The sequence below is a fragment of the Enterobacter cloacae complex sp. SYL001 genome (genome assembly GCF_049237025.1).
In the GTDB taxonomy this organism is placed as follows: domain Bacteria; phylum Pseudomonadota; class Gammaproteobacteria; order Enterobacterales; family Enterobacteriaceae; genus Enterobacter; species Enterobacter intestinihominis.
Map to the genome: position 1 here is coordinate 12625 of NZ_JBMKJI010000020.1, position 26697 is coordinate 39321.

Consider the following 26697-nt stretch of genomic DNA (forward strand, 5'->3'; position numbering starts at 1 on the left):
GGTATTCGTCATGAGAAAATCAGGTTTAGGTTTAGCCCTGTTGTTTTCTTTAATTGCTCCGATTAAAGCGGTCTATGCTGAAGCGATTATGATTTCAGGAAAGCTACAGGCTGATTTGCCAGCCGTATCCTTTGACCCGGGGCCGGGCGACTTTGTTGCATACGTTAATTCTAACACTATCACTGCCTCAGGTGCAGGCACAGCCTGTAATGTAACGGTTGATGATCGAGCGACTTCCTCTGTTGATAACCTCGTTTGTTTTTTTGAGTGGTTACCCAATACCTTGGGATTAACTTCTAACGGCTTCACTCTTTCAGGCGTTCCCAACACCACCGGTGATTTAAAACTACCTTACAAGATTTCTTACTTCTCTGGTTCTGAACGGAAAAAAGTTGAAATAGTAAAAGGTGAATATTCAATCAAAAGTGTGGCACCGGTAAAACCAACTATCACCGGTCTTAAATCATCCCTGAACGGATTAGTCTATGACGGCTTTTCTTTCAAATCGTATTTAAAGGATGAAGCGATCAAAGATATCGCTGTTTCTGTTGAACCCCGCAATTATATTCAATACATCTCAATAGGTTCAGGCTCCGCCTGTGAAGTACCTATTGGCGGAACTTCCTGTACCATTGAAGTTGGAAGCATTAAGGCCAGTGATACAGATGAACTTTTGGGTTCACGTGATATCACAATTACAGCAAACTCTAAGAATAATTATTTCGCACCTCCTGAATCCAAAAAGCTTGTTGTTAACTGGGATTATCGGCCTCCTGTAGTAGACCATACACTTTGGAATTTTACCGATGAGGCTAAAACAATCAAAGTAGGTGGCCAGGACATCTATACCGGAGCCAAAACCGTTGCTGTGGCCGTTAAGGTACCCCAGCAAGAAACAGAAGGTGAATGGTGGCTCCCAACAGCTATGTCGCTCACTATGACTCCGGATGGCGTGTTTAAGCCGACGACTAAAGTGACTTTAGATGATGGCACTGAGATTGATTTCAAACAGTCCTGGGCAACCCCTTTACGTAGAACTTTACAGCCGGTAAGTGGACCTCAAAAAGTCGGTGATGAGTACCTCTATATCTTTGACTTAACGGATCTTATAAACGGGTCCTACGCAGCGACTTTTACAGTAGAAAATACGAGCAAAAACTCTTCTACGTACACTGAGCCTGAAAGCAAACTGATGCTGTCTGATAACCCAACGCTTATGGTTCTCAAAGATGGGCAGGTATTAACTAAACGAGCACCCGTATACTTCCTGAACGAGATTATCGTTGCAGCTTTCCAGGGGCAGGCTGGGGTTGCTGACATAAAATCAGTAACAATAGACAACAAAGTAGTTTCGTTAACACCTACAAATTATAAAGGTATTTACTACCTGCCGGTTGGAGACGATTTAGCAGTTAATTCGGATCACGAGATTACTGTGGTGGCTGAAAACCTTTATGGAAAAAACGTAAATTTCAGTACCGTGTTCACTTATCAACCTACTGGATTCACTCTTAAGAATCTGGAAAAAAACGTAACTCTTTACTCGCGCGTACGTCAGTATACGGACCTGCTTAGTCAAACAGCTGGTGATAAATGCACTCTGTTTACCACAGAGGAAAATGCGAATGCTTACCTCGCCTGGTATGGGGAAAAATCAGATGTTACAGCATGCTACCCTCAGTGGAACAATGTCCCTGATGGGTTGGAGTTCTATTTTAAAGGACGTACCCCGGGTCTAACTGGATTCTTTAATAAAACAGGTGAGAATCTGCTCGACTATCAAGTCTATATGATTAACGGGAAGGGCTCTAAAGCGGTTTCCGCAAGGAATCGCCGTACTCTGACCACACAATTACCATACAACCCGATCATCTCTTACAAAAAGAATAAAGTCATAGCAGGCATCAATCCGAACACTGCTCTGGCTTATACGACCGGGGGGGAGGCCGCTCGAATATTAGCGAAGGTGGTACCAGCTGACGTTACGATGATCGTCTCTCAAAACGGCTCTGAGGCTGTCAAAACGTCATTTAAAAATCGTTCCTCAAACAACGATGCAACGACCTTTGTACAAAGGGTCAAGGTTGCTGCTGCACCATTGTGGACAAAGAACGTCTTTGACATAGCTGTAGAATACTCAAAGGATCCAGAATTAAGAACTACAGACACCCTCAACGTATATACGGTGCCTGATTTCAATATTCGAGCATCGATGGAAGTGGATGACAAAAAAACAGCCACATCTCTTGAAGTGCCCTTAAAGGTAACAGTGGGGCGTTATAACAACTCCACACGTAAAAGTGCATTTGACCGTAAAACAATGGGAGAATGGGACGTCACGATATACTCTCAAAAAAGTGTATACGGCAAAGATCCAGAAACAGGCCGTTATAAAACTACATACGAAAGAACTGCGCTGACTGAAGCATTGCCGGTCAATGATGCGGGCATTGTCGAAACCAAGATTAAAATTGAAAATATGGATCTGGGTAATATGCGTCTGGTTGGTGTGGCTAAGGTCAGATCGCCATTCTCTGATTTTGAAATGAAACGTGAGACCAGTGCTGTAGGCATTCGAATCTATAAAGGTGAGGAACTGGAGGGTAACCTGTCGAAAAGCCTTATTATCGGAAGGATCCCACTTAGTACTCTGGTAAGCTTCAAATCTGCCAGTACGGCTAACTCTGATGCACTCGCCCCCACCGAATGGCAGCAGTCCTCTGATAATGGTCAAACCTGGACCATGCTTTCCGACATGACCGGAAAGAGAAGTGTAAGTATCAAAAAGACAGAAGTAGGAAAGTGGCTTTATAGGGCAAAAATGACTAATAAATTCACATCCAAGATTTCCTACACAGATGCCTTAACGGTAGTTACCTACAAGCAGCCTAAGCTCAGTATAGATGTTACAGACATTCTTCAGGGCTCAGATATACCTGTAACCCTGCTTGATAACGATGAACCTATACCAGCAGGCACCGCTGAGGTTCTCTGGTCAGAGGATAAAGTCAACTGGGTGCAGGGAGATACAACTTACACTGTGGCTTCAGCTGATACCCTACCGTCTACGATTTATGCCCGGATGCGTTACCTTGATTCCGATGAACTGGCAGAGGAGTCTTCATGGAAGGAAACGTCTGCTCGGTTGGCAGCCGCAAAACCCAAGCGCCTTTCTGTCTCGGTAACGGGGGTTTCAAAGGTAGAGGTTGGTCAAAAAGTTACTTTGGAAGGTAAGTTCACGAACCCTAACAGTAAGTACCAGAATGGTAATAACGTAGTTGAAGAATGGAAAACACCGGATGGCCAGACATTTAAGGGCTCTTCACTGTCTGTTACCCTTACTGAGCAAATGTTGGATAAACAGGGATATGCTGCTTTTGAATACAGTGCATGGTTAGCGGACAATAAGGAGAATACGGTTTCTACCCGTAGAGTTTCTGTCAAATCGTGGGTTTATAAATTTCCCGAGATGAAAATAAGCTCCAAACTTAAATACGACATGGCACCGACCACCCTACGCGTTGCGTTGAGCGGTATTAAGGATGGAGACTATCCTGGTGTTACTTATTCCCGTGAATGGATCTACGACAAAGAGAATCTGGTAATCACTAAAGATGAAGGTGACACCAAAGAATTTACAATTGAAAATCCTGGCAAATATACATTGATGGTTGTTTTCAAAGATAACCGAAACAATGAACAGCGTATCGAAAATACCTTTGTTGTCGATGAACAAACGCCAATGAACGTTGAGATGACACCCAAGTTCTCTAACAAATATATGAGAGCTCCACTCGATGTAACCTTAAGGTCAAACATCAAGCTATCTCATTCGGCGGACTCGATAGATACGGTCACATACAAGGTGAACGGTGAAGTAATACCCAGCGGCAAAAATTATTGGGCTCAACTGATCTCGGGTTTAAAAGAAAAGAAATACGAGATTACAATTGATGTTGTTAGTAAACTTGGACAGAGAGGTTCAGCATCTGTTGAGTTTGATGTCGTTAAAAACGCAGTGCCTAATTGTACATTGAGCTACACGGAAACCAACCTAAGCTGGAGCTTTACCAATAAATGTGATGATACTGATGGAAAAATGGTTAGATATGAATGGTTCATCAACGGCGAATTAAGGAACGTTTTCGGTAGTACGGCTACACTTTCTAAAAACCTTAACCGTGGTAAGCAGGACATAAAAGTAATTGCTTATGATGATAGTGGAGACTTTGCAACACAGCACGTGACAGTTTTCGGACCGGCTGAAGAGGCAAGTAAGTCTGAAAACACTGTATCAATACCAAGCAGTGAGTAGTTAATTTTTAAATATAAAGCCGGGACATTATGTCCCGGCTTTTTTATACCCAATAATTGGACCTTTGAAAAATTAATGTCGGAAAGTAACTTTGCTCCAAAGGCATCTTTCATGGCCGCTAACAAAGCTGCGTATACATGCTGAGGAATTAACATTCTTATAGGTGAATATTAGGTTGGTTTGCAGACTTCCGAGCGTTGAAAAACATGGATAATAATTACTTGGATAGAGGTGCATCTGCCTAGTAAAAATATTCTTCAGTGCCAGTGAGAAAAATATGAGCGACTACATACCTAAAAAGAGAGGGCTGCTTATACTGGATTGGTATGTCCCCCTTAATATTTTATTGCTGATTCTCGTTATGTGTGTCTTTTTCACCCGTTATACATTTGGATACGGTTTATTGAATGGGTGCCTGCCTGCTGATTTTTATATGATTGATCATTCGGATAAAAGTATTAAAACTGGTGAACTCATAGCATTTAACATGCCGAAATCGGTACGTTTTATCCCAGAAAATGAACGAGTCATAAAAATTGTTGCCGGTGTGGGCGGTGACAAACTTAAAGTAACAATGGATGGGGTTTATAACGGGGACAAATTTTTTGAAGCTAATGCACGTCGTATTTCGAAGAAATACAATATTCCGTCCATTTTGATTGAAAAAGAATTGATAATTCCTGAAGGCGAAGTTTTCCTAATTGGGCAAACCGATCACTCATGGGATTCCCGTTTTTGGGGAACAGTAAAGCTGAATTCAGTAATTGGGAAAACATATGCGATCTTTTAATGTAAATAAAAAATATTTACCAATACTTCCTGGACTTGCGTTATGTGCAGTTTTAAGTAATACAAATGCAAGCACTGAGTATCAACATGATGCTGACCTAATCGCTCAGCAAGCAAAAGGGCTTGGGGCACAGGCTAAAGGTGCACAGCAGCCAGATGGGGCTCTTAGCCTTGATGCTACGCTAAAATCACCAGATGTGCAGAAGTACATAGCGCAAGCTGAAGCACTCCAAAAAAACCAGGACCTGAGCAAGCAAATAAACCGTGGTTACGTCCCCGGTATGAATGCGGATAGTGTTCAAGCAGTTATAGACCATACCCAGGCTATCAGGGCCCAAAGTAATAACTCTGAAGCTGTCAACGATATAATTAGAAGACGTGATGAAATTCAAGAAAACGCCAGCCTTAATGAAGCGGCTCTGAAAGCTGTGGAAAATAAGCCGGAAGTCATGCGAGGACAATCTAAAAATATCGAAAAATTGTTTGGTTCCTCGGGCATCACAGCTGCTGACTTCGAAAGAAAAATGGATAGCACACGTGAAGAAGCACTATCAACTGAAAATGGAATAACGATCTTTGCTTCATTTAGCTTGCCGGATTATGTACTGGAAGACCTTCTACGTACGGCCTCAGAGCATAAAGCTCGTGTAGTTTTCAATGGTCTAAAGAAAGGAACTACTCGGCTACCAGAGACACAGGCAGCAATAAACCAAATGATTGTCAAAGGAAAATTTGAATCTCCTTTGATTACAATTGATCCTGATAGCTTCAGTCAGTATCAAGTAACTCAAGTACCGACAATTATTTCTAGGGAGCAAGCTCGTTTTGCAAAAATGGTAGGCTCCTTCAACGTTGAGTTTTTTCAGCGAGAACTTGCTAAAAAACCCGATCAGGATATTTTCCCGGTTGCTGGTACCACTTATCCCGTTGAAGAAAAGAGCATCATTAAAGAACTGGAAGAACGTGCACAAAAATATGACTGGGAAGGTGCAAAAAAAAGGGCCGTTTCTGACACATGGAAAAATCAATGGATGGTCGACCTCCCTCCTGCCCAGGAACACAAAGAATTTTTAATTGACCCTACAGTGAGGGTCACTCAGGACGTAAAAGATAAGCAGGGCCGTGTAATAGCTTCCGCCGGTGAGTTGATTAATCCACTTTCGAGATTTCCTCAAAACCTGACGATGATAATTTTCGATCCACTCAATCCGGGCCAGCTGGTATGGGCTGAGCAGCAGTATCGACAACGTCTGGGTAGTGGAAAAGTAATGCCAATGTTTACCCGTATCCAAAAAGATAATGGATGGGATCACCTAAATGATTTACGTGAAAAATTTAACGGTAAGGTGTTTAAAGTTAACGAACAGATCATCTCACGCTTTCAGATTAAAAACACACCTGCGCTTATAACTACTGACCAAGATAAATTCCGGATCACCCTGTTTAGCGAGGCAGAAGTCCGTGGTATCGGAGCCCCAAATCTTTCAGAGGAAAAATAAGATGAAACTCGGATTTATTATAGGCGCTCTCTTTGCAACATGGCTGACGCTAAATTATCCGGACCAGATGAGAAGTTATTTTACCAAAGCCGTCGACTATATCGAAAGTGTTGCAACATTTATTACATCCAAGTGAGCATGATGGTGAAAAAATTCAAAAAGTTACTTTTAGAGTTCATTGTAGCAGTTATGCTTTCGCTTTCTATACCGGGTATGGCTATGGCAGCAGATGCTGGAGTCCCTGGGGCTATGTGTCAGTCAGCTGGAGTGTGGCAGGGCTTGATTAAGAATATCTGTTGGAGCTGCATTTTTCCCATGAGGATAATGGGCATAGGGGCAGCTCCAGAAGGCGCTGCTCCTTCACGTCCGGGTTGCTACTGCACAGATCAGAACGGCGTACCGGAAATAGGTTGGCAATTGAGCTTCTTTCAGCCGGTGAAGATTGTAGAAGTTGTAAAGAGCCCCTGGTGCAGCCCCTTTCTTGAAGGCACGATGCTTCAAAAATCGCAGTTTGATATTGGTAAAAGCAACACAAATCAGCCAATGACAGCAACTGAAGCCGGATTTTACGATGTTCATCTTTGGGAGTTCCCAATCATGACAATGCTCAAATTACTGATTATTGGCGAGTGCACTGCTGAACCCTATATAGATGCCAGCCTGACCTATATAAGCGAAGTGGACCCTATGTGGGAAAGTGATCTGCTTACACTCGTCCTGAATCCAGAGGCAGTAGTTTTTGCAAACCCAATTGCCTCAATGGTGTGCGCTGCTGACTGTGTAGCAGTAACAGCAGGAAAGGATAATCTCGCTGCATACTTTTGTGCCGGATGCGATGGCAACCTTTATCCATTAACCGGCCACATTTACGCAAATGATGACGCTGTAAGGACGAGTTCACTGATAACCCAGCGTCTTCTGACTAAACTACATCGCCAGGGAATGCTGATGCGAACGATGGGAGCAGACGCAATGTGTGAGAAAACGTGGGAATACTTTACACCTCGTTCCCAGTATCGGCTTTCAATGCTTTTCCCAACTCCTGAGGCGAAAGGGCCGGATTGCTGTCATCGTCTTGGTGATTCGGTACATGACTGGTCAACCCTTAAAGGTGGGCGCAAAAAAATAGGCAATGATAATTATGTCTATATGTTGTGGCGTTACAATGACTGTTGCGTCAGATATATACCAGGCGCTTGATTTCTAAGGGTAAAAATAATGAAACTTAGAAAAACGATAGCTTCAACTATTATTGCATCAATGATTGCCAATACTATGAGTTGGGCTTTTTATATCTCTCTCATAAATATGGTAATGACTCCTCGTATTTATGCGGCAGACGCTATATTTGACCAGCTCGAAAGTAACTTTAATCTTGCTAATCCTAACGCAAATCGCAATGCGACAACCAGTGCTCAGGACATTGTTGAGAAGTACAAGAATGCGGATTCAGGCGAGAATGTCAGTGGGAAGATCACCGAGAAATACGTGGGTAAAGCCGAATCCGCTAATCTTAATCTCGGAAAGTATGGGGCAGGGAACTCAAATGAAAGTGTCATGAAAAATGCCGCATCCGATGGAAAGTCCATTGGTAGCGCCGTACAACTGCCGAGTATGTCTGGAGGGACAATCAATTCAAACTATACCAAGGAAGGGGCAAAGCTGCTCTCTCGGGATGCTAATGGCAACATTGGTATAAGCAGTAATCCCAATACTACTCCTGGAACCAAAACAAATACCGGAGAGATTTTCAGCTCAGAGCAAAAGCACAGCGATATTAAGTTCAATGCCGCAGATCGTTATGGGGATGAGGATGGCTTTGTAAACGATATAAAGAATCGGAAAAGCCAGTTATTTGATGCTCAAAGTTATGATGGCGTTGCCTACCGCACCCTCGTAAATGCTAACAAGGACAACCCGGCATCATCTATAAAGCCTAACGATCCCATGTTTACTGCGGGGAGAAATGAGATAACAAATGCTGTTGCTGGTACTGGAAACTGGCTTCAGAACTGTAATGTTGAGACCTCTAAAAAAACAGTAACCACACACTATCCTGATTACAAAGAGTTCTACTGTAACTCGCCTAAGCAAGATAACTTCAGCAGCTGCACGATAACCCGTGATTTTTCAGTCCCTGTTTACATTTCAGGCGGAAACGGAGACATGTCGATGTGCGGCGATAATTGTGTGCGTATATGGTTTGGTCGCCGTGATGACAACTACTGGAGTGACGGGGTATATGATAACGAACTGACATTAAAATTCCATCCGGATGCAAAATTGGCCTCAGCAAAGATTGTTAACGCGGAGTGGGATGACCACATGCGGGTAACACTTGATGGCACGCAGATTTTTGCTCACATAGATGGTGCATATCGAGAAAGTGACTATCCGGCTCCTAAGGGATCTTGGGAGTTAAAAAAATCGTGGAAACTCGACAAGGTTTACGATGTGACTGATAAGGTCAGAAAATCGGTGTATGAGGAGCCTGATCGAGAAGTGACAATGGCATCCAGAGTATGGGTTGGTGGGAAGGGTGAAGGGTATTTTGAGGTTGAGCTGACTTTTGAAAATATGAAGCTCGAAGATAAGCACGTCCAGGAACCAGCTGGTTGTTACGATGCTGTACAAGCTCCGAATACATTCTGCCGTTTCGATCGGTTTAAAGATATGGATGTTGGCACAAAACGGCTTCCGGAAAGCGTGCTTTCATTGGCAAAGCCTCTGTATGAAGGTGATAAAGGATTTCTTACCTGGAAGACAAACCTTGAAGGCTACTTTTGTGATCCATTGGCCAAAGACAAAATTTGCTCTTATGACGCTAGTGGAAAAATTATGAAAGACGCTAATGGAAAGGACCTCTGTTACAACTATGAAGAAATAAAGAGTATGCCTGATGCATGTAGTGCTTATAAAAATGATGCAGCATGTGTACTCGATAAACAAACATGTGCAGAGGGTTGGTTCGATGAGGGCACTAACAGTTGCTACATGTATGAACAGAAATACACCTGTGACAGAGGGAAGGATGTAGTTCGGGAGGTTGAATCTTCTACAAATGCCTGTGTTGGCATGATCCCATGTTCAGGTGGAACATGCGAAACTGGGCCAAAGGAAGAGAACAACGATTTTGGAAAAGTTGCGGCTTATTCAAACATGGTTCAGTACATGCAGGGCGAAGCCAAATGCGAAGACCCTAACGATGCCAATTCATGTTCCGTCTTTGAAGGAAAACCTGAATGGTGTGGTCGTTCAGTAGGCTTTGTAAATGGCCTGGCAAAGACGGACTGCTGCGAAGCACCACAGGGAACCGCAGGAGCACTTGAAGGTATCATGCTTGCCGGATCTATGATCAGAAACACAAACTGGACCAGAGTTAATGCTCAGCTAATAAAATGGACCGGCGGTGATACAGGTACATGGGCTTCTATGTCTAATGCGGTCGGAGAGTGGACTGCATCAGCTGGTAAAACAGTAGGGCAAATGTGGAACAACGTCACGAGCTCCTTAACGAGCGTATATGAAAACGTCGCTGGTAATCTAAGCAGGGCAGTTGGGTCTTCCGCAACTTCTGGAGGGGCAGGAGGTGCTGGCCAGTTGGCACAGGAAACAATGTCCAGCTTCGGTATAGGTCAGCTTAAGCAGATGGCAATGAAGAAAGCCTACGAATTGCTACCAGATACAGTTCGTGACTTTGTCTTTAAGAACGTTGCTACTACCGGAGGAGAGGTTGTCTTCTCGGCTGCGGTTCAAAACTTTATGCTTGCATTAAACGTGATCGGTTGGATTTATACAGCCTATCAGGTCACTAAAATGCTTTTAGAAATGTTGGTAGCATGCGACCAGAAAGAGATGGAAGCTTCTATTCATAAGAATCAAAAATCCTGTTTTACATTAGATACGGAACGATGCGTCAAATATCTGAATGTTGGTTTCACAAAGAAATGCGTTAAAAAAGCAACAGACATGTGCTGTTATAATTCCATGTTGTCACGCGTTATTATGCAACAAGCTTATCCGCAATTAGGAATAGACCCTGTCGCCTCTAATTGCGTGGGGCTATCAATAAAGCAAATACAGCAACTGGATTTCGATAAAATTGATCTGACGGAGTGGATTAATGATGCAGTTCAGGTAGGAGAAGTTCCTGATCAATATTCAAAATTCTCCGAAGAATCAATTGTGGAAAACTTACCATTCCAGAATGAGAACTATCAACTTCCATCAGAACGTACCAAGGAAGCAATGGGCGGTGAAGAAAATATGATAAAGGCCAGACAAGAAAATGCTCAGGCTATAAAAGAGGAAAATGTAGATTGTAGCTATTTACCTCGACCGGCCATATGTGAGGTAGGTTCAACTACGCTGGATCCGGTTACGGGCAAGCAGTTGCCGAAATATTGAAGAAGGGGCCGTTAGGCCCCTTTTTTAATTACTTGGCTTTCAATGTTTTTTCTGGGAAGCCTTTTTTACCGTATTCACCGGTAAAGAGGTAATAATCTTTTCCGTTGATGGAGGCTGCAACACCCCCTGGAGTTGTTGTATTTGGGCTATCAGAACGGAAAATGATACCCGAAAAATCAGCGCTTGTTTCGTTTCCTTTAAATGGGATGAACACATAACGAATTACAGCGTAATCACCAGCGGGAAGGTTTAGCTCAGGAATTTCGGTTCCTGTTGCGGGGCGAATCGCCTGAAAGCTGTACATTGAATCTGTAGGGAAAACATCAGCATCAGGCTTAGAGGGCAGATCACAGGTACTCCATTTATTGACGACTGCCATATCAATTTTACATGTGGCCAGAGCTGCTTTCTGTTTTTCAGGGTTGTATCCAAATGAGGCCTGAGTTGCTTTTGTATGCTCAAAAACATACTTAGCTCCCTCACGTACCAAACTTTCATCATTGTAAGGCAATTTTTTTGGATTGGGGACGAACACTAGGTATTGATTGACCTGGATGTATTCGGCGTCAGAAGAACTGTACAAAGAGCTGAGGCTCATGATCCCAAAACCTTTTAGACCGCCTGTTACGTAGCCCATCGAACTATTGATGAGATACTTAGAAAGAAAGTTGTCGGCATCCCCTCCAGGAGTAACCTCTTGCTCCTTAAAATTAACGTCGAAACCAGCAAACGAATAGGCATTCTTGGCGACAGAATCATTTGCATTAGCATGCCAGTACTGGCCGTGACTGTACGCATTCAGAGCGGTGCCTGGCGTAGTGCCGGTGTCACCGGCACAACCCGATAGGGAAAAACCAATGACGACAGAAGAGACCAGAGATACTAAACGTAAAAGTTTCATTTAAAGCCCTTTTTGTAATGTCTTTTGGAGATGGAACCATTATTCCATAGTCACGCGTTTCACAAACAACCTGATTGCATAAAAAAGGAAAAAAAGTGATTTCCAGTAGAACCAGCAGTACACAAGAAAAGCGCTTTTATAAAAATGTATAATTATTAAAACGAAGTAATGAGGTTGAAATGGGTAAGCCAACAGAAGAGCAAAGACCTGTTATCGAGAATGCTAGCGCAAACAATATGGTGATAGCAGCGCCTGGATCAGGCAAATCGTTCACCATGATAGAAGCGGTTATATCGATTCTCAAAAAGTATCCATATGCAAGAATCGGGATGGTGACCTTTACTCGCGCTGCAACAAACGCACTTGCAGCAAAGTTACAAAAGCGATTGAGCAAGAAGGATCTTGACCGGGTGCTGGTGGATACTTTTCACGGACTCGTTAAGAAGCAACTGGACATGATTCGCTGGCCGGGAAAGATGTTGATAGGGCCAGCACAGAGATCTGTCATTCACCGGGCTTTGAAAGAATCCGGTGTAACGATGAAGTTTGCTGAAGCTGAATTCGTTATTGATGCTATCGGCAGAGAAATGGATACGGATGTGATTTCAGTTCGGCATAACAGACAACAGATCCATTTGTTTAATACCTATCAGGCGTTATGCCAGAAAGACCATGTGGCGGACCTCAATGCTCTTTCAAAATTTGTTGTCGGTCAAATGCATTCGGGAAAAATGCGCACGTTAGATTTGACACATTTGATAGTAGACGAAGTTCAGGATACTGACTCTATACAATTCTCATGGATAGCATTGCATACAAGAGCTGGAGTCTATACGAGTATAGTTGGAGACGATGATCAGGCCATCTACTCCTTCAGATCCTCAGGAGGAGTCAAAATATTTCAACAGTTTGAAAAACACTTCAGACCTAACATATTTTACTTAAACACATGCTTTAGGTGTGAACCTGAAATTTTAGAGGTGGCCGGAGCACTGATAGGAAAGAATGTTTACCGTTATGCCAAAGAGTTACGCTCGGCAAAAAAGGGAGGGGGAAAGGTCACTTTTCGTTCATATGTAGATATGGAGGAACAGATACAGGGTATTTTAAGCCTTATAAATCAGGATCCACATGGATGGGCAATTCTAAGCCGCAATAATGCTCACTTGGATGAGCTAGAAAGTTTGATCGAACAGCCAGTAATTCGTTACGGAGGTAAATCATTCTGGGATGAAAAAGAAACAAGCGATGTGTTAAGCCTTATGGCCTTTTTCCGACAATCAAATGATCCTCGCTTAATGAAGAGAGTATTGGCATTGTTTGGAGAACAGGAATCAGTTTTGGATGAAGTGGCATTGAGTATGAGAGGAAGAAAAGTTACTTTTGGCGACCTTGCCATCCCGGAGGACAGTTCTCTCGAAACAAAAACATTACATTCAAACTTCGTGCGCTTTACCCAGGAAAGTTCTGATAAAGTTGAGATAGCAAAACGTTTCGCCAACCTTACGAAATGGATGGAATCGTCGTCAATCAAGATGAGGAGTAATAAAGGTACAGCAACCTTAACAAAAATTGCTTTAGACACTTGTAAACAGTGGGCAGAAAAGACTGGTTGGATGAATATGATAAATCGTGCTGCTGCAATGTCATTAGGCCCTAGGAAGAAGGACGAGGAATACAGCCCAGAGAAAGTAGTCCTATCAACCTTGCATGGTTCAAAGGGTCTTGAGTGGAATAAAGTAATAATAATGAGTTGTAATGCGGATCAGATACCAAGTAAAAGATCAGTTGGGGAGGAGGCAATAGAAGAAGAAAGACGTTTGCTTTATGTTGGATTTACGCGTGCAGAAAAGCAACTTTTTGTAATGTGGTATGGTGATCCTTCTTTCTTTTTAAGAGAATGCAGTGAAGAAAAGATGAAAGAAGCAGCTAATATTCGAATTTCTCCACTTTATACAGAATAATTCGATATGGGCATTTACTTATGCTTAAAGCTATAGTATAAAAACAATGAGCTTAAATATCAGCTCCCAAATTTGAGTAACTTTGCTTAAAGTTACTTTCGCGTTAAGCGTTGATTTAGCCGTGAAAAGCGGCCAGCTTAAACAAGCTGTAAGACACCACCGGCAAAATGTCACCTTTGTCGCTGGTGCACTTCCCATGCCTGCAAAAGGCAATCTGAATTTACCAAACCGTAACTAATTTAGCTCCTCCTGGGGCTATTTTTGTTGCGTACTTCTAATGCCAGATAGTATAAATCAGGCGGTTCATAGCTTACGGGAGATGAATGACAGGCTTTGCCTTCGTGTTGAAACAAAAATTTGTTTCTTCCTTCTTACTATATATAGGTGACCCCAAATGTCTAAAAATAAAGCTCGCAGTAAAGCCCTTCATCAAACCTTTAGTGAAATTATTCCAGAGATGGATAAGGCGCTAAACAAACAGCTCTTAGAAGTTCTGATGAAATATACAGAACGTGATAATGAACTGATTGTTATTTTGAATGAGGACGGCCCAAATATCATTGAACTTAAGTCTCTTAAGCCTGTGTCTTTGTTGGCCGAAAAGCTTTCTGCTTATTCAAGCTATTATCATGTGGATGTTGTGGAGCTCGTGGTCAAGAAAATTGATTTCGAAGGAGCTTATAAGCTTCTTAAAGCTTCCCCAGATGTACCACTTTTTAAAAGCTTAACTGAACTGGATAAATATCTTGTTGAGGAGTTTGAAAAATACGGATTAAATTCATTTCTTGACGTGGATAATCTGGATTACTCACTTGAAAAAGCCAGTGAACTCAAAAATGAGCAGTTAATAAATTGGGTTTCGGACATCATTTGCAAACGTGAAAAATTAACTTTACGTAAGCGTTTTGATGTCGCAGTAAAGGCCCACTACGAAAATGTAGAAAAAATGTATGATACCATTCGTCCGTTAATGAAAAAACTGGGTTTCCCAGAAGATCTCATGACGCACACCTTTAGTGAGTTAAGCGTTTTTGAAACTAAAGGATGGGACCATGCAATAAAATCGAAAATTGAGACTCTCGCTAAGCGTGAAACTCAATATTTAGATGATGCGGCTAAAGCAGAGAATCGACGTCTTGTAACAGAGAAGTTGGAGAACTCTTTAGCGATTGCACCAACTAAACCAACAAGAAATTGGTTACATATTGCCGGAATTGCCTGTTTGGTAGTCTGCACGTTCATGTATGTAACTAATAAATTTATTTAATCCTGTTAAGGGGGAACCCTAACGGGGCTTCTCTTTGAACAAATCGAGGAGCGGAAAATGTCATATCTTGAATATATCAATGAAGTAAAAGTGTCCGGGATAGTTATCAGTGCTGTGGAGAAAAAAATGACTGACCAGAGTATAGGTTTGTTAATAAAGCTCAAAAATAGGATGAAGACAGAAGTTGATGGTGAAATCACTGAGAGAGAATTTTCAGTTCAAATCAAGGTGTCGCCTGAAATGTATTCAACCTGTTTCACTGGTATAAATCAGGGTGATGAGTTGATGGTCTCCGGTTATATTGTTGTCGATACTATTATGATTGAAGGGAGAGAACATCCTCTTGACTACATGAGAGTGGTAGCAACAAGTAAGTTGGCTCACATACCTAAACCTCTAAAAGGTTTTGGACAAAGTAGCTTTAATCAGATCTGACATTAAACCCACCCTAAAGGGGAGAAATCCCTTCATGGGATTTCTCCTTTTGGAGTCCCCATGAAACAAAAATTTAGGGCTACTGCAATAAGTAGTAATCAACTTAGTTTTTTTTCTATATTCGATATAGATGAAGATGAAATAACGCAAATAGTTGATTCACCCAAAGAGCATTTAAATGATGCATACACGTCCGGATTAAACTTTAAATCAGATGAAAGTAACATTTCTGAGATAAATTATGATTCTGAAAGGCGTGAAAATCACCTTTATGAAAAATCCAAATTACTTAAAAATCAGATTTTGCATACAATTAATTTTGCAGCAGAAACAGATTATCTATATTCGGTTGAAGAATATAACCCAGATTTGGGTGGTCTGGTAATAGAATGGACCCCTGAGGATGTGTATGTTGTTTTTCTATCCGCTATGGAAGAGTCTTTGGAAATCATTAAAGAACTAGTGTTGAGGAGAAAGTTATTCTTCAAAGATGACAATGGTAATATCACAGTGAATCCACTTTTAGAAGCTGAAACACGGTGGTATATGTCAAAATCATTTGAATACACTTGTTTATCTCATGGACTTGATGCATGTGAATTTAGAGCGGAATTAAAATCATGGCTCTATTATCATTCGCATCGTTCGATTAGTGAAAACACGAAATTAGCTGAATGCAGGAATGATGATGAAATCATTTTGCATGATTGCAATGACGATATGGGCTGGGACATCTTCTTTGATCAGGATTATTTAATGTCAGAAAAAAAACTGGCTGTTAAATGGACTGACAGGGAAATTATGGATGTTTACATAAAAGCTTTTAAATCCACATTAGAGTTGTTTGACGAGCTTGTTTCATGTGATCTGTTAACTAAACGAAACGCTTTTGGCAAGTTAGAAATAAATCCAATATTCGAAAATCATTTTGAATGGATCATGTCTGAAGCTTTTGAAATAGTGGGAAATCATCTTGGTTATAATGTGCCTCAAATCAGGAAACTGATGGCAACTATTTGCCAAATGAATCTCAAATAAAATGCCACTGGCAAACATCTGCCAGAGGGCGGTGTTTGCATTTTACCGGAGTTAAAAATGTCTAATGCCGCTATGAAGTTAAATGAAACATCTTCTGATGCTTATGAAAAATTAGAAGCTCTTCTTTCCCCGGATGTTATAAAGTTAAAACATTATGTGGATAAAGGTGAGTATCTTTTAGTTCTAGCAAAGGACCTTTTTGGTATTCCAGAAATGGATCCAAAGATGGCTGTGCCTGTTTTCAAAACTAAAACCTCGTATCGAGCTCCGCTGAACAAAGACTACATACCAAATCCCCGAATACTTGAACAAGTGGTTAAACTGCTTATCAGTCCGGATATAGATTTAAGTGTGTGTCTTAAAGGTGAGTCCGGTTCTGGCAAGACTGAAATGGTAATGTACATTAGCCACATGATGAATTGGCCGCTGACAATTAAGCAGATCAACAGCAATATTCGAGTTGATGAGCTTGAAGGTGAGCGCAGTCTTAATGGTGGTAATACAGGTTTTGTACACAGCGATTTGGTAACGGGATTTCGTAATGGTCACCTCATTCTTCTGGATGAAGTGGACAAAATCGATCCTGATACGGCAGCAAAACTTCACATGCCCATTGAACGTAAGCCCTGGTCACTCAGTGCTAATGGTGGTGAGGTTATAACTGCTAATGGCTACACGCGATTTATTGGTACTGCAAACACAAACATGAGTGGAGGCGCTCGCCGGTTCGTTTCTTCTCAACGTCAAGATGCAGCTTTTATAAAGCGGTTCTTGATAGTTGAAATGGAGAAGCCCGACAAAGTTGCTTTAACCAATGTGCTTACTAAACGATATAGCTCTTTGCCTTTTCAGGTCATTGAGAAGTTCGTAAGAGTAGCGATTGCAGTAAATGACTCTGGTACAGAAGACAGTGTGATGGATATTCGTCAATTAGTAGCTTGGGTTGGCACGTCGATGACGTTAAAAACCTTTAGTCTTCTTGACACTTTCAAAATAGCTTTTGCTTCTGCTTTACCTTTACATGTGGTCGATCTTGTTCTTCAAGCTATAGATCTTTCTCTTGGCGAAGACAAGGATAAATCGCTGGAGTATTTCACAGCAAAAAAGTCGAGTTAGATGGGATTTGTTATGAAACCTCTGATATTTGTATCTCAGAGTTATCCCATCTTGAATTTAGTGCGTTTTTAAGTACGGATGGTGCTGCTACCATTGCTATAGCAAAAAACGGAACTAATTTTACTGGACTTATGCAACTGAATAACGACTATTCTTTATTGTTTTATCATGATGGTAAAATAAATATGGAAGGTCTAATTAAAGAAATGGAATTAAAAGGTTATATGTATCAGGGAGCAATGGGCAATGATGATGTTGCCGCTGAGTTTCCCGGTATTCTTTTAATTGCACCAGAGAAGCTTTAATATCAACCCTATCGGGAAATCTTTCCCGTTGGGGAGGGTTTCCCCTTTTTTTTGGAGAAACCCATGACTTTAAATACTTCAATGCTTAACAAAGTATCTGCAAAACAAATCTCTGAGAATTTTGCAAAATCATATCCAGATTTACTGGAAGGTGCAGTTATAACAAAAATTGAAATAAGTGGCTGTCAAGGATCGCGTCGAACCGATAAAATCGATTTGTCTTATGATGGAGATGATATTACGGATCAAAAAAGCGTATCTAAAAGCGAAGTACGTTGGATTGACATAAAAGCCCTTAGCTTCAAAAGTACGATTACCAGCAGAATATCAACCCTTTGCTCACGCTTGTGCATCCGCTATAGCAATATGTGGATTTTACCAGTTTCCAGTATGGAAGAGTTTCTGGAAGGGGCCCAAGAGATTGAACGAGAGTTTCAGGCAGGTATTCAAAACGTTGTAGACAATTATGAGATGCATATTGAGGCTGAAAAAAATAGAAGCCCAAGAATGTCTTCTTTGATTGATCAGTTGAAATTAACTAAAGATGATTTCATAAAATCCTTTAGATTTAATATTGCTCACTTTATTCCTTTTACGCCTATTAGCGTTGAAGGTGATGAAACCCAGGACTACTATCAGGAACAATTGATAACAGATCTGGCAGAAGAAGCAATGAGGGTTTATGAAAAAATTAGTAAAAATAATAATTTGCGCTCAAGTACTATTGACCGACTGAAGCAAATGCAAAATAAGATCATTAGCTTCATGTTTATACATAAAGAGGCGGCAGTACTTGCAGAAGCTATAAAACACATAATGAATAATTTACCTAAAGGTGCCATTTCTGAACCTCGCGACGTTGCGGTGTTACAGCAGTGGTTTTATTTCATGAGTGATGCTTCAATGTTAAAGCGTATTATTTCAGGAGAGCAAAAGGTTACTGACTGGTTGGAATCTATTACCAGATCATTTAATCAAAGCTCACAAACAGAACCGAACGCGCTACAGAACACAGGTATTGAAGCTATTTTAGATTCAACAAATGTGTTTCAGGTTGAACCTGTCGTAGAGAACGATATAAAAAACAGCACGTTTTCAAACACTGATTCTGTAGCTGAACCTGAGAAATCAGTTTCGCAACAGGAAGACAATGCTGAAAATGGTTTTGATATCGAGCTCAAAGGCTGGTAACTGTTTGCTTTATTAAAAACCCCAGATGGGTACTTCACCATCTGGGTGAGTACCCCTTTTTATAAAGAGGTATTCTATGAAATTAGATCTTAAATCATCGCCGCGCCATATTAAGCGTTTACAGAATATAGCAAAAGTCATTAGCGGCTTAGGCGATGTAAGAGTTGTAATAGACGACAATACCAAAGGACCGTATTTTGATCCTGTCAATAAAGTTTGTGTTTTACCAAACGGCGATTATAGCGATGATGACTTTGTCAGTCTGATTGAAGGTTTTACCTGTCATGAAGCTGGTCATGGTCGCTATACCGTCAGTGAGGTTTACAGTGACGCCTTTAATAGTGTTCTCATGTCATCTGAAGGGTTTACACGCTTCGATGACGGAATGAATGCAGAGTTTGAGAGCCTCGCTGAGAAACGTAAAGCTTATAGCAGGGCAAAACGTCTTACCGGGCTTATAAATCTGTTCGATGATGTACAGATGGAAGAGAAGGTTGGTAACGATTATCCGGATGCAAAGCGGCGGCTTGCAGCCACTTACGCACTGATGGTTAAAGCCGGAAGGATGACTCCTGATATATCTTCTCGTCCGGAAAATCCTGTCCTATTTATTGAGTGGTATCTGCTTAACTCATTGCGAGTAAAAGTCCTTCAGCAGGTAGGTCACAAAGAAACCCTCGATCCGTTTTTTGACTATGCCCAAAAGATACTTTCTCCAGTAATTTCTGATGTTGAGGAAATTTTTCATGATGCTCTTGGTTGTGAAAATACTCAGGGCTGTGAATCCCTTGCTCGTAAGACCCTGGCTCTTTTAGAGAGACTGCGGGATGAGGCAAAGGAACAACAGCAGCAGACAGAGCAGGAGGAGCAGGAGGCATATGATGAATCCGAGACCGATACCGATACCGAATCAGAAGATAAATCGCTTACGTCGACTGATAGTCGTGAGGATGATTCTGAGGACGATAGTGAAGGTCAGGCAGATACTTCCGATAACGCTGATCTTGCTCAAGAGGGATGTTCTGAGCCTTCAGAACTTGCTGAAGATAACGAGGGAAATAATGAACCCACCGGTGGCAATCCCACGGGTGATAACATTATTGAAGACGATACTGATGCGATTAACCCTTCCGAGAGTGAATCAGATGAAGCCAGTTCGACTAACGTTGAAGATGAAAGTAACTTTTCATCGGCTCAATGGGAGATACTGGCAGATTTGTTGGATGCCTTTCTTAGCAGTGATGAGGATAGCGAAGATTATCACGATGCTTTGGCTAAAGAGATTGAAGGTATTGCATCAAAAGTATCCGATGACGTGAAAGCCGAATTCGGTGCTTCTGAATGGGATATCCCTGATCTCCTTATCGATTTGAATGTTTACAATGAGGCTTTGTCTCTGAGTCATTCAATCGGTAGCGACTTGTCTGTTTTACAGCAGGTTAAAATGCGTGGCCGAAACAAAACTCATGAGCGTGGAATTACCTTCGATGGAAATCGATTAATTCTGTCACAAATGGGAGTTCGTGATGTCTTCAGAGCTCAAAGCGAATCTAAAAATAGAGGGCATGTTGGCCTCGTATTAGTTCGTGATATTTCAGCGTCAATGGCTAATGATGAAAGATATATTCATGCCATTAAGTCAGATCTTGCTTTATCGATGGCCGCTGAAAGTTTGTCAAAAATGCATGTCTCCAATATAGTTTTTCCCTTCAAGGAAAGTGAATTTGAGATTATCAAAACGTTTGATCAAAGCGTTGAGGAATCTCTATCGAAATTCACTCTTGGATGTAAGGGTTATTATACCCCTACGGGATCTGCTTTAATGGCAGCTGTTGATCTGTTACTTGACAGCCAATTCGATAGGAAAATAATTTTTCTTATAACTGATGGTTATCCGAATAAATCGGAATTTACTATCGTCGAAGTTATGGAAAAGGCTAAATGTAATGGAATAGAAATCGTTGGTGTTGGTATTAAGACTGATGAAATAATTGGTTTTGAAACGGACACTTTCGTAACAGTTGATGATACTTCTTTATTGTCTATTGAAGTCAGTAAGCTAGTTCATCAAATACTTTCTTAATAAACTCTACCCAATCGGGGCAAAAAGGCCCCGGTGGGTCTTTTTGCTCCATGAAGGAATAAGGAGCAAAATATGACTCAGATAAAAACTTACCGTGTAGAACATGAAAAAGTCGGTGCGATGCATAAAGTCCGTATTTTCGGACGTGTTGGTGAAGTTATAAGCAATGATAGCCCTCAGGAAAGAATCTTCCGCGAAGTCACTATAGCGGAGGGTAATAGCCAGCAGGCTGCGTTACTTGTAGATAACTACATACAGCGTCTTGAGAATAATGGCTTCACGACTGAAGCATAAATGTTGAGGGCCCCCGGGCCCTCTTTCTTAAATTCTGCGTTGTGGGTTTCTCCCTGTCTTCTGCACCGCAGAAGGCATTGAGAAACTCACAATGCCAGATAAGAGAGATCATCATGACTTATGCATCCCCGGCTCTTCGTCGTAAACCACAGGAAGTATCTGAACACTTTATTAAACTCGTTCATGCTCGAATTGCTGAAGTGTCTGGCTGGAAGTATATATTCGAAAGAATACCTGCTTTCAAAGACGCTTGTGCAAAAGCCCCGAGCCAGGTTCCTTGCCCGTTTACTGGCGCAGGGAAATCGAAGTTTCGTTTCCGACAAAAAGACCTTTATACCGGATGTGCGATCCATAATGACTTTCCGGTAAATGAGTTTTGCGACGGAATTGATGTTCTGGCGAAATATTATGAATTAAGTAAAACGCAGACTTGCAAAAAGATTCTCTCAGATTTTTTCGGGATGGATCTGCATGCTCCGTTAACTGACGCCGACATTGAAAATGAACGACGCTATAAATCAGCAGTTCGTGCCACAGAAACTCTTGACCGAGAGGAAGTGGCAAAGCGAATGCGAAAACTTGATGTGATGTATCACTATACCGGTGAAATAAAGCCTAATACTCCTGTTGCTTTGTACCTCCGTAATCGTGGGATCTCCCGCTTACTGAGTCACTTACCAAAGGATTTAGGCTTTAATAACCGGATCTACTATTGGGATAAAGATAAGCAGAAATCGATTATCTATCCGGGAATGATTGCAATCTATCGTGACACCCGAGGTCGGCCTCTGACTATCCATAGAACATACGTAGACAAAAACGGTGATAAGGCACCTGTAGAAAATCCAAAGCTGATGATGAAGCCTCCTGCCGATATGACAGGTGGCTCAATTCAGTTGTTTGACCCTCACTATGATTCAGGTAGTTCGACCTGGACACTGGGAGTGGCTGAAGGGATCGAGAATGCGCTTTCTGTTGTAGAAGCGACTTCAACACCATGCTGGGCAGCCAGCTCCGCATGGTGCCTTGAAAACGTTACTGTTCCTGATTTTTTACTGCCTCCGCCGGATGTAAAATATATAAACTTTTATATCTGGGCGGATAAGGATATTGCTAACTCACAAGGCACTCGTGCCGGTATCGAAGCTGCTCAGCGACTTCAAAGCCGCATGGTTGAGTTTTTGGCTAAACGATATCCCGCATCAAAGCTGACAATTGAAGTCTTCGAACCAGCACAAGATATTCCTGATGGGAAAAAGGGTATCGACTGGAACGATGTTCTCCAGTTAACAGGGCAGGATGGATTCCCGATTCACTGGGCTCCTGAATGTCTTAATCAGCTGTAACAACGATAACTCCCCCGCATTTTGCGGGGGGGGTTATCTTATCAATATTATTTTTTAAATTGTATTGATAAGATAACCGCTTTCCTTCGTGATAATTACCTGCCTTTAAGGTCTTTTCACGGCTGAGATGCTTGCTCAGTTAAATAAATGTGCGGTACTACTGGCTATGGTCGGTTGTATGACATGGTTATTCCATAAACTATTAAAACCCATAACGGGAGTATTACCGTTATGGTGATGCTCGTCGTTTTACATCGGAGAGCATTTTAATGAATTTTCAAACTAACGAAGTTTTTAATAAATTTGCTGCTGTTATAAAATCGCGCATCGTCAATGAACCATCGTCATGCTATTTGCTGCATGATAATGAGATAGATATAACGATTTTGAAACATGGCATATTAGAAAATGACAGAAACCTGTTGTACGTAGTTCGTCCTTCAGGAACGTGTTTGTTGCGTTGTGACAAATATTTCTATCCGAAATATTATCTTCGTTGCCGTGGAGATTATAAGTCATTCATATATGTCCATCTTGATCTACATAGTGGTGAAGCTAAAGAAATCACATGGGAGCAAGCAGACGATATGCTGTCTAGTCCAGGAAAACCCCCATTAAAAGGAAATCTTGGACGATTTGAGTATATAAAAGTTGTGGTTGAGGACCTTCGTATTCGAGGTTACGCTGATTATCTTCCTGCGTATAATCTTGATGACCTTCGCCGTTTTGCCTTACAGGACGACCGCCCATCCCTTGTCAGATACATTGACAATGTAATGGCAACGGTCTGATTGGTTGCTAATTGATTTACATATTTTCCCTGATGGCCAACCTGCATCAGGGAGGCCTCAATAACGACTGGAGGCTGTATGAAGTTAGCTACGGACCTGGTAAAAGCTATTTTGATTAGAAATGGTGTTGAACCAGTAAATATAAGCGAATCATCTAAATTATCTTTGAAACAACCACTGACAGAACTTAAATTCAGTTTATATTTGCGAACTGAGCATTTATCTCACTTCCTACCCGGTTATGTTTATTCTATAAAAGAATGTCCACTGTCATATGACATCGGGATCGAAATTCAGAAAATCTTCGAAAGTTTACATTTGTTAAACGAAGAATTTGAATCCCTCGGTTTTGTTTCTGTATGGATAGAAATGCATCAAAGCATTTTTGAACAAAGTCGGTTTAAGAAAAGTAACTTTACTTTTCGGGAGGAAGAGGTCGAGCTTGCTAAAGGGCTTGTTTGTTCTCACAATTCACAAATAAGTAATGCGGCTTATTTCTGGCTTCAGCACTTTGAGGAGTTTATGATTTATGTTCGTAATAAGCTTATCGACCTCTTTCGAGAGGCCTATGACCTGATCCTTGGAATGCAGCAAGTATTTTTCATTCGGGAAAAGGAAGAGCTGTTGAAAACTATAAGTTATGGGGATGACCTGTATGAGGTGAAATTAATGGCGGCTGAGCTTTACTCTATCGAACAGAACTTAAAGTGTTCTGAATCGATAAGTACAAAATCTCAAGCTTCGGCATATATTAACCGCATCCGTGAGTTTGTGCGTTCGGGGTGGAGGCAGGGCTATATAGTCTGCCATCATAAGCGAAGTAATCAAATCTCATCATTGTCATTACCGATGTACTTGAAAGATACGTCAGGCCGAAGTGCTCGAAAGCGAGTAAAACGTCTTATATCTTCTACAGTTTGTGGTAGAAATAAAGATTTAGGTCTTACAGATTTTTAATTAAATTATACCCATGTGGGGATCACACCCCATATGGGAGTGATCCCTTTTTTATTGAGAGAGGATCACATGAAAATTATCGAAAAAATCATTAATGCCTTTTTGGTTGTTCAACATAAAAAAATACAGGTTAAAAACATTACATTTTTAGACAATGGGCAGGGCATGTTCTCTGGTATGTCTTTTGATGCTGATGTTTCACTGGAGTTTATGTATGAATCAGCAAAAGCATATAGTTCTTGTTTCTGTGATATTCCCTTTCCAGGTTTTGAAGATGCAAATCTGGAGGAAATTACGAAATTTCAATTAGATGCTTTGAAGCAAAGAAAGAATCATTCTTTCATTGTTAACCATTTGAGGTTTCCTATAGTTTTAAGGGAAGGGTGCAAAATCGAAAGAGGAGAAGTCTATTCAATTTCGAATTGCACTTATAATAAAGAAAGATTGCAGTATCTTTTTTCTCAGGATATTTACGGTAAGTTGTATAATTCCTTAGAGAAAGAATTAAGCTCGTTTTTCTCATTTATCAATGTTGAGGTGCACGAGTTGTTAAAAGATGCTGTATGCTTTGCATTAAAAATCCTGAATAAGATATCTTTGGATACACCTGAAAGACTTATTAAAGCTTTTAATTATCGTGACTGGTATTGTAGTTACGATGTTGAGCTTTTTAGGAAAGGCTTACCTGGTCATATTCTGGAAGAGCTCATTGCTCCAGATATCTTACTTTCAGACCTTAACGGTTGTAGAAAAATACTTAGAAATGCAAAACGATTTCTAAATGGACATACAAAAACCAATTGTGTTTATATTAAATATGAATGGTGGTTGGGGCCTGTGGATACCTCACACTCAGCTAAGTTGATGTCTGACAAAGAAATTAACAACCGAAGTGACTTGAAGAATTTTTCAAAGGTCTTTTTCAAAGAGTGTTTAAGTTCTGGTAAGTCGGAATATGAAAACCATCTTAGTGAAAAAGAACATGCGCTTCGCTACAATTATTAATTAAAATTATTTTCTCCCATAGGGATTTCTCCCTTTGGGAGAAATCCCTCTATTAAGAGGGTATTTAAATGAATGCGATACAAAAGTTAGTTGAATCTATTCTTGTTAAAATGGGTTTTGTTGGCGCTGTAGTGGAAAATATATATTTGGATTCAAAACCATTTCGGCATATTCGATTTGTGGCTGATATTCCAGTAATATCTTTTCTACCTCATTTGGTGAAATATCTTAAGGGCGCAGACCATCTTTACTGTGGTAACGATGATTTGCATCCTCTTTTCATTTATTTTTCCGAAGCGGCTACATTAAAAGCAGGCCCTGTAAATCTCGCGAACTTTCGTTTTGAAGTTTCTATAGCTTCAACTCATTTACGACTGGTCTCAGAGCAGCCTGATTTGCTTATCAAAGGATTTAACCGGGATAATCTAGAATACGTTTATTACCGCTCAGATTTGGCCTCTAAGGATCTTATACTAGGCCTTGTTGAACACGGTTCTCCTTTCATAAAACATCTACATGGACTTATACAAAAGCGAATTTTAAACGAGTTCTCTCTGATTTTTTCTGTTCTTGAAAAGATTTTAGAAAGCGCGAAGCCACAAATTCTTGCTTGCTTCCATAGTGTTGATTATGAAATGAACGTAAAAATAATAGCCGAAGCTATACCTGAAACTGTATCTAATCAGATAGTCACATCTGATTATATAGTTAATTCTATATCAGATGCGGACAAGTTTATAAATCATGTTCGTCGCTATTTAGCAGGCAGGGTAATGAAGAGGCGGATATACGCTGAATTAGATGTTTGTGAAGAAACATCAAATATTTCACTAGTGAACTTAGGATGCTTTACGTCTCCTCTGCTCGTTACGGAATATCAAATGTTTAAGCCACACTCTTCAGGGTTATATCGAAAAGCTATAAACAACTCCTTAAAACAGTTCAAACCAGAAATGCATTTACCTTCTGAAGAACTCTTTTATAATTAATCTAA

The 26697-nt window shown here is 40.9% G+C and carries 20 protein-coding genes; 19 read left to right on the forward strand and 1 reads right to left on the reverse strand.

Annotated features, from left to right (window positions below; translation table 11 throughout):
- The first annotated feature begins 10 nt into the window (after nt 1-10).
- From rsp to trhN, 5 genes are all read left to right on the forward strand, one after another.
- Nucleotides 11-4315, forward strand: a complete 4305-nt coding sequence (rsp, locus tag ACOTZP_RS16900) for an IncHI-type conjugal transfer protein RSP (RefSeq protein WP_001232109.1) — start codon at nt 11-13, stop codon at nt 4313-4315.
- 277 nt (nt 4316-4592) lie between these two features.
- Nucleotides 4593-5105 carry an IncHI-type conjugal transfer protein TrhF gene (gene trhF, locus ACOTZP_RS16905; RefSeq protein ID WP_001286760.1) on the forward strand — a complete coding sequence of 171 codons (513 nt, stop codon included), beginning with the start codon at nt 4593-4595 and terminating at the stop codon, nt 5103-5105.
- Entirely contained in the window at nt 5092-6603 is a 1512-nt protein-coding gene (locus ACOTZP_RS16910) for a TrbC family F-type conjugative pilus assembly protein (protein WP_001256132.1), read from the forward strand. The genes trhF and ACOTZP_RS16910 overlap by 14 nt, the downstream gene beginning before the upstream one ends.
- 144 nt (nt 6604-6747) lie before the next feature.
- Nucleotides 6748-7803: an IncHI-type conjugal transfer protein TrhU gene (trhU, locus tag ACOTZP_RS16915; protein WP_181231580.1), complete on the forward strand. Its 1056-nt coding sequence runs from the start codon at nt 6748-6750 to the stop codon at nt 7801-7803.
- 18 nt (nt 7804-7821) lie between these two features.
- Complete coding sequence (gene trhN, locus ACOTZP_RS16920) at nt 7822-11010, forward strand: IncHI-type conjugal transfer protein TrhN (protein ID WP_000776701.1); 3189 nt, start codon at nt 7822-7824, stop codon at nt 11008-11010.
- Between the two features lie 28 nt (nt 11011-11038).
- Here trhN and ACOTZP_RS16925 read toward each other — a convergent pair whose 3' ends face one another.
- Nucleotides 11039-11911, reverse strand: coding sequence for a hypothetical protein (locus tag ACOTZP_RS16925; RefSeq protein ID WP_000771834.1), 873 nt, complete (start codon nt 11909-11911; stop codon nt 11039-11041).
- A gap of 179 nt (nt 11912-12090) precedes the next feature.
- On the opposite strand from ACOTZP_RS16925, the gene trhI reads away from it, so the two are divergent.
- The 14 genes from trhI to ACOTZP_RS16995 all read left to right on the forward strand — a co-directional run bounded on the left by trhI (nt 12091) and on the right by ACOTZP_RS16995 (nt 26692).
- Entirely contained in the window at nt 12091-13875 is a 1785-nt protein-coding gene (gene trhI, locus ACOTZP_RS16930; protein WP_044704554.1) for an IncHI-type conjugal transfer helicase TrhI, read from the forward strand.
- Between the two features lie 394 nt (nt 13876-14269).
- The gene (locus tag ACOTZP_RS16935) at nt 14270-15142 is read left to right on the forward strand and encodes a hypothetical protein (RefSeq protein WP_000041927.1); all 873 of its coding nucleotides are present in this window, start codon (nt 14270-14272) and stop codon (nt 15140-15142) included.
- A gap of 57 nt (nt 15143-15199) precedes the next feature.
- On the forward strand, nt 15200-15577 hold the full coding sequence (locus tag ACOTZP_RS16940) for a hypothetical protein (protein WP_000120822.1): 378 nt from the start codon (nt 15200-15202) through the stop codon (nt 15575-15577).
- Nucleotides 15578-15637: 60 nt separating this feature from the next.
- Nucleotides 15638-16615: a hypothetical protein gene (locus ACOTZP_RS16945; protein ID WP_000810361.1), complete on the forward strand. Its 978-nt coding sequence runs from the start codon at nt 15638-15640 to the stop codon at nt 16613-16615.
- 57 nt (nt 16616-16672) lie between these two features.
- Nucleotides 16673-17731 (forward strand): ATP-binding protein, encoded by a 1059-nt coding sequence (locus ACOTZP_RS16950; RefSeq protein WP_000063335.1) that lies wholly within the window; start codon nt 16673-16675, stop codon nt 17729-17731.
- 131 nt (nt 17732-17862) lie between these two features.
- Nucleotides 17863-18036 (forward strand): hypothetical protein, encoded by a 174-nt coding sequence (locus ACOTZP_RS16955; RefSeq protein ID WP_001176645.1) that lies wholly within the window; start codon nt 17863-17865, stop codon nt 18034-18036.
- A 63-nt stretch (nt 18037-18099) separates the two neighbouring features.
- Complete coding sequence (locus ACOTZP_RS16960; protein ID WP_000174396.1) at nt 18100-19227, forward strand: DUF3150 domain-containing protein; 1128 nt, start codon at nt 18100-18102, stop codon at nt 19225-19227.
- Between the two features lie 76 nt (nt 19228-19303).
- Complete coding sequence (locus ACOTZP_RS16965; protein WP_000762700.1) at nt 19304-21310, forward strand: VWA domain-containing protein; 2007 nt, start codon at nt 19304-19306, stop codon at nt 21308-21310.
- A gap of 72 nt (nt 21311-21382) precedes the next feature.
- Nucleotides 21383-21604, forward strand: coding sequence for a hypothetical protein (locus ACOTZP_RS16970; protein ID WP_000192120.1), 222 nt, complete (start codon nt 21383-21385; stop codon nt 21602-21604).
- Between the two features lie 113 nt (nt 21605-21717).
- A complete protein-coding gene (locus ACOTZP_RS16975) occupies nt 21718-22950 on the forward strand; it encodes a DUF7146 domain-containing protein (protein WP_000220379.1) in 1233 nt (410 codons plus the stop codon).
- A 269-nt stretch (nt 22951-23219) separates the two neighbouring features.
- Complete coding sequence (locus tag ACOTZP_RS16980; protein WP_001011130.1) at nt 23220-23741, forward strand: hypothetical protein; 522 nt, start codon at nt 23220-23222, stop codon at nt 23739-23741.
- 78 nt (nt 23742-23819) lie between these two features.
- The gene (locus ACOTZP_RS16985; protein ID WP_000762003.1) at nt 23820-24698 is read left to right on the forward strand and encodes a hypothetical protein; all 879 of its coding nucleotides are present in this window, start codon (nt 23820-23822) and stop codon (nt 24696-24698) included.
- 69 nt (nt 24699-24767) lie between these two features.
- Entirely contained in the window at nt 24768-25703 is a 936-nt protein-coding gene (locus ACOTZP_RS16990) for a hypothetical protein (RefSeq protein ID WP_000691119.1), read from the forward strand.
- A 68-nt stretch (nt 25704-25771) separates the two neighbouring features.
- Nucleotides 25772-26692, forward strand: a complete 921-nt coding sequence (locus tag ACOTZP_RS16995; protein WP_044704555.1) for a hypothetical protein — start codon at nt 25772-25774, stop codon at nt 26690-26692.
- The last annotated feature ends 5 nt before the right edge of the window (nt 26693-26697 follow it).

Coding starts and splice junctions, on each gene's coding strand:
- ACOTZP_RS16965 (WP_000762700.1), top strand. CDS start 19,304: ATGAAATTAGATCTTAAATCATCGCCGCGCCATATTAAGCGTTTACAG.
- rsp (WP_001232109.1), top strand. CDS start 11: ATGAGAAAATCAGGTTTAGGTTTAGCCCTGTTGTTTTCTTTAATTGCT.
- ACOTZP_RS16945 (WP_000810361.1), top strand. CDS start 15,638: ATGAAACAAAAATTTAGGGCTACTGCAATAAGTAGTAATCAACTTAGT.
- ACOTZP_RS16980 (WP_001011130.1), top strand. CDS start 23,220: ATGAATTTTCAAACTAACGAAGTTTTTAATAAATTTGCTGCTGTTATA.
- ACOTZP_RS16995 (WP_044704555.1), top strand. CDS start 25,772: ATGAATGCGATACAAAAGTTAGTTGAATCTATTCTTGTTAAAATGGGT.
- trhF (WP_001286760.1), top strand. CDS start 4,593: ATGAGCGACTACATACCTAAAAAGAGAGGGCTGCTTATACTGGATTGG.
- ACOTZP_RS16985 (WP_000762003.1), top strand. CDS start 23,820: ATGAAGTTAGCTACGGACCTGGTAAAAGCTATTTTGATTAGAAATGGT.
- ACOTZP_RS16970 (WP_000192120.1), top strand. CDS start 21,383: ATGACTCAGATAAAAACTTACCGTGTAGAACATGAAAAAGTCGGTGCG.
- trhN (WP_000776701.1), top strand. CDS start 7,822: ATGAAACTTAGAAAAACGATAGCTTCAACTATTATTGCATCAATGATT.
- ACOTZP_RS16940 (WP_000120822.1), top strand. CDS start 15,200: ATGTCATATCTTGAATATATCAATGAAGTAAAAGTGTCCGGGATAGTT.
- ACOTZP_RS16925 (WP_000771834.1), bottom strand. CDS start 11,911: ATGAAACTTTTACGTTTAGTATCTCTGGTCTCTTCTGTCGTCATTGGT.
- ACOTZP_RS16990 (WP_000691119.1), top strand. CDS start 24,768: ATGAAAATTATCGAAAAAATCATTAATGCCTTTTTGGTTGTTCAACAT.
- ACOTZP_RS16955 (WP_001176645.1), top strand. CDS start 17,863: ATGCAACTGAATAACGACTATTCTTTATTGTTTTATCATGATGGTAAA.
- ACOTZP_RS16910 (WP_001256132.1), top strand. CDS start 5,092: ATGCGATCTTTTAATGTAAATAAAAAATATTTACCAATACTTCCTGGA.
- ACOTZP_RS16975 (WP_000220379.1), top strand. CDS start 21,718: ATGACTTATGCATCCCCGGCTCTTCGTCGTAAACCACAGGAAGTATCT.
- ACOTZP_RS16935 (WP_000041927.1), top strand. CDS start 14,270: ATGTCTAAAAATAAAGCTCGCAGTAAAGCCCTTCATCAAACCTTTAGT.
- trhI (WP_044704554.1), top strand. CDS start 12,091: ATGGGTAAGCCAACAGAAGAGCAAAGACCTGTTATCGAGAATGCTAGC.
- ACOTZP_RS16950 (WP_000063335.1), top strand. CDS start 16,673: ATGTCTAATGCCGCTATGAAGTTAAATGAAACATCTTCTGATGCTTAT.
- ACOTZP_RS16960 (WP_000174396.1), top strand. CDS start 18,100: ATGACTTTAAATACTTCAATGCTTAACAAAGTATCTGCAAAACAAATC.